Origin of the sequence: Streptomyces sp. WAC06614, assembly GCF_003949795.1 — a bacterium.
GTDB lineage: Bacteria > Actinomycetota > Actinomycetes > Streptomycetales > Streptomycetaceae > Streptomyces.
Genome location: NZ_RPRY01000458.1, coordinates 1 through 4,430, shown reverse-complemented (window position 1 = coordinate 4,430; position 4,430 = coordinate 1). Strand labels below are relative to the sequence as shown.

Genomic DNA, 4,430 nt, shown 5'->3' with positions numbered 1-4,430 from the left:
GGTCGGCGACGGCGGCCGGGGCGGCGGGGGCGGTGCGCAGGCGCTCGGGCAGGGCGGAGGTGTCCAGCTCGATCGAGTCCACGCGGGCGTCGAGCGCGGTGCTGCCGAGGCGGTGCAGGAAGTCGAGGAAGGTGAGCTGGTAGGCGCGCAGGTCCTCGTCGGCGTACAGCTCCGGGTTGGCGTCGAAGTCGATCTGGAGCCCGGAGGAGGTGCCGCGGTCGTAGACGATGAAGGAGATGTCGTCGGCGGGGCCGATGGACAGGTTGTGGGGGCGCGCCGTGTGGCCGGCGAAGCGCAGGTCGTAGTCGAACATCATGATGTTGACGTGCGGCCCGACCAGGCGGCGGTCGTCGGCGAGCATGCCGAGGTCGCGGCGCAGGTCCTCGAACTGGTAGCGCTGGTGCTTCATCGCGGCCCGCATCTCGGCGGAGACCTGGGTCAGCAGCTCCTCGACGGTGCTGCCGGGCTTGACGGCGATGCGCAGCGGCAGCACGTTGGAGACCATGCCGGGGACGCTGCGGGCGTTCTTGCCGAGGCGGGTGGACACGGGCAGGCCGAGGACCACCTCGGGGGCGCCGGTCAGGCGCTGGAGCCACAGGGCGACGGCGGCGATGAGCGCGGGCGGCCAGGTGACCGCGGCGTCGGAGGCGAGGGTGCGCAGCCGCCCGGTCTCGGTCCGGCCGAGGCGGGCGGTGCGGCGGGCCAGGGAGCGGGCCAGCGAGGGCTGCTCGCCGGAGAGGCTGATCGGCTCGGGGCATTCCTTGAGCCGGTCGATCCAGTACGCGCGGTCGGTGCCGAAGCGCTCGGAGTCGCGGTAGGCGGCCTTCTCGTCGAGGAGCTGGGCGAGGGGGGCGAAACCGGTGGCCGGCACCGGCTCACCGGCGACGAGGGCGGAGTACACGGCGGCGGTGCGCTGCGCGACCATGTTGACGGTGAAGCCGTCGACCAGCAGGTGGTGGTAGCGGTGCAGCCACAGGTGGCGGTCCTCGGCGACCTTGAAGAGGGCGAAGAGGAAGAGCTGGTCGTGTTCGGTGTCCAGGGGGCGGGCGAAGTCCTCGGCCATCCAGGCGCGGGCGGCCGCCATCGGGTTGGGGGCGTCACTGACGTCGACGACGTGCAGGGACCAGTCCAGGTCCGCCGCCGGCACGATCCGGGCGACGGGGCCGCTGTCGCCCTCGTGGAAGCGCAGCCGCAGGGTCTCCGCCTCCTCCACGACCTGGCGCAGGGCCTGCTGGAGGGCGGTCGCGTCCACCGGTCCGTCGATTTCGAGGAATTCACCGGTGTTGAAGATCGTGTTCTGCGGATTCAGCTGCTGCGCGTACCAGACACCCGACTGGGCGGCGGTCAGCGGCAGCAGGACACCCCGAACATCGGACACAGCCACTCACCCTCAATACATCGACGGAACGACGAAAAACGTGGATCGAAGTCCCTGTCTAACAGCGGGGTTTCGGCCGCGACAACGGTCGTTGCAAAAAGCTGCCACGCCCTGGTGGGCCGCCCGCCGCGTGCTAGCGTCGGCGCATGCCGAAGAAGATGGATGCGGAACGTACGCTCGTCGATCGCTACATGCCGGAATGGCATTTTCGGGAACGCCACTGGATAGCCGTGGACGCTCCGCGCGACGAGGTGATGCGGGCGGCCCGCGAGATGACCTGGCGGGAGGCGCCGGTGGCCCGTTTCCTGTTCCGGTTCACCCGGAGCACGCTGTCGGCGGACGGGCGGGTGATGGACGACTTCGCCAAGGGCGGGGAGACCGTGCTGGAGCTGTCCGACGACGAGCTGGTGTACGGCGGGATCAGCTCCCAGGAGGGGCCGCTGACCCTGGAGCGGCCCATGGCCGAGGTGTTCGCACCGTACGCGGAGCCCGGCTGCACGAAGGCCGTGTTCACGATGCGGTACGCAAACGGAATTCTCTCGACGGAGACCCGGATCCTCGCCACGGACGAAGCGACCCGGCGCCGTTTCGGGCGGTACTGGAAAGCGATCCGGATTCCAAGCGGAATCGTCCGTCTCTCTTTCCTGTCCGCCGTCAAGCGCCGGGTCGACATGCCCGCGAAGCGGTAACGGTCCTACTTCTGCGCGTCCCGGACGAGTTCGATGAACCGGCCTGCCGTCGAGTTGCGGTAGAAGTCTTGCGTGGAGACCTTCGGCAGGCCCTGGTCCCGCATTTCCCGGAGTACCCGGATGACCAGCAGGGAATTGCCGCCGAGCTCGAAGAAGTTGTCCTTCGGGGTGACCTCGCAGTGCAGGGCGTGTCCCCAGACCTTCAGGATCTGCTCGGTGAGCGGGTCCTGCTCCGGGCCGCCCGCCCCGGCCGCGTCCGGTCCGTCCGCCGTCGCCGGGGCGCGGCCGGCGGCGGGCGCGGGCAGGGCGGCGGTGTCCACCTTGCCGTTGATGGTCAGCGGGATGGCGGGCACCTCGGTCAGTGAGGCGGGGACCATGTAGGCGGGCAGCACCCCGCGGGCGTGGGCGAGGACGTCGGCGAGGGCCGCCGGGCCGCGCAGGGCGACGTAGGCGTCGATCCGGGCGGTGGCGGGGTCCCCGGGGACGTCGTGCCCGAGGACGGTGGCGGCGGCCGCCACGTCGGGGTGGCTGAGCAGCACGTTGCGGATCTCGTCCAGCTCGATGCGGTGGCCGCGCACCTTGACCTGGCTGTCGAGCCGGCCGAGGTGGTCCAGGCTGCCGTCGGGGCGCAGCCGGCCGCGGTCACCGCTGCGGTAGATGCGGCCGCCGCCGTAGGGGTCGGTGACGAACTTCTGGGCGGTCAGCTCCGGCTGGCCCAGGTACCGGTCGGCGACACCGGCGCCGCCGACGCAGATCTCGCCCGGCACGCCGACCGGCAGCAGCCGCCCGCGCGGGTCGCGCACCGACAGGGTCCAGCCGGGCAGGGCGGGACCGACCTTGCGGCCGGCGGCGAGGACGTCCGCGGGGGTGACCGTGTGGGCGGTGACGTGCACGGTGGTCTCGGTGATGCCGAACATGTTCACCAGGCGGCACGCGGTGTGGGAGTGCCGGGCGAACCAGGCGGCGAGCATCCGCACGTCGAGCGGCTCCCCGCCGAAGACGACCAGGCGGACCGCGAGCGCGTCGGCGGGGGCGTGCCGGTCGGCCTCGACCACCTGGGCGAAGGCGGACGGGGTCTGGTTGAGGACGGTGACGCCCTCGCGGACCAGCAGCGCGTGGAACAGCTCGGTGTCGCGGGTGGTCCAGTAGTCGACGACGACCAGGCGCCCGCCGGTCAGCAGGCAGCCCCAGATCTCCCAGACGGAGAAGTCGAAGGCGCTGGAGTGGAAGAGGGTCCACACGTCGTCGGCGCCGAGCCGGAAGTCCTCACGGGTCGCCTCGATGAGGGCGGCGACGTTGCGGTGCGGGACGACGACGCCCTTGGGGCGGCCGGTGGAGCCGGAGGTGTAGATGACGTAGGCGGGCGCCGTGCCGTCCTCGGGGCGCGCGGGCAGGGGGGCGTCCCCGGCCAGGCTCCGCAGCGCGTCGGGGGTGACCACCTGGACGCCGGCCAGTTCGGGGAAGCCTTCGCCGGTGCCGACGACGACGGTGGCGCCGGCGTTCTCGACGGTGTAGCGCAGTCGCTCGGCCGGATAGCGCAGGTCCATGGGGACGTAGGCGCAGCCCGCCTTGAGGACGCCGAGGAGGGTGACCACGAGGTCGGCGTCGCGCTCCAGGGCGACCCCCACCATGGCGCCGGGGGGCACCCCGAGGGCGCGCAGTCCGGCGGCGGTGCGCTCGGCCCGGGCGTCGAGTTCGGCGTAGGTGAGGTGGGTGTCCCCGGCGGTCAGGGCGACGGCGTCCGGGCGGGCCCGTACGACGTCGGCGAAGAGGCCGTCGAGGGTGCGGGCGGCCGCTTCGGGGCTGCCGGTGGCCGGGGTGACGCCGAGGGCCAGCACCTGGCGGGTCTCTTCGGCGGTGAGGAGTTCGACGTGCTCCAGCGGGCGGGCCGGGTCGGTCGCGAGCTGCGCGGCGACGTGGGCGACATGGGCGGCGAACCGCTCGGCGACGGTCGCGTCGAGGTCGCCACGGTCGTAGCGGAAGACGCCGTACGCCGTCGCGTCGGCGCGCCGGGTCAGGTGCAGCACGCCGGGCAGGACGGGCGCGAGGTGGGTCAGGCGGCGCAGTCCGGGGCGTTCCTCGTCGACGAGGAGGCCGATCCCGGCGAGGTCGAGCAGGCTGCCGTCGTACGCGGCCCAGCGGGCGGTGAGGGCCGCCGCGTCCTGGCTCTCGTCCACGGCCTCACCGGCGCCGTACCGGGCCAGCACCAGGGCGGTGGCGGCGGCGAGCACCGCCGGGTCGCCGGGCAGCTCGGGCAGGGCGACCTCGGCCGTGCGTCCGGACCGGGCCGGGTCCCCCAGCCCCCACTCCAGGACCGGCCGCCGGCCGGTCCTGGAGTGGGGGCTGGGGGACCCGGCCCGGTC

General features: G+C 73.0%; 3 protein-coding genes. 1 reads left to right on the top strand and 2 read right to left on the bottom strand.

What is annotated here, in order from left to right; genetic code table 11:
- The coding region (locus EF918_RS33065) for a condensation domain-containing protein (RefSeq protein ID WP_260610918.1) at positions 1-1,378 on the bottom strand (1,378 nt) is incomplete at its 3' end.
- Positions 1,379-1,524: 146 nt separating this feature from the next.
- Between EF918_RS33065 and EF918_RS33060 the strand changes: the two genes are divergently transcribed.
- On the top strand, positions 1,525-2,067 hold the full coding sequence (locus tag EF918_RS33060; protein WP_125652588.1) for a hypothetical protein: 543 nt from the start codon (positions 1,525-1,527) through the stop codon (positions 2,065-2,067).
- A gap of 5 nt (positions 2,068-2,072) precedes the next feature.
- On the opposite strand, the gene EF918_RS33055 is transcribed toward EF918_RS33060, so the two are convergent.
- Positions 2,073-4,430: amino acid adenylation domain-containing protein (locus EF918_RS33055; protein WP_185922035.1), on the bottom strand; the 2,358-nt coding region annotated here is incomplete at its 5' end.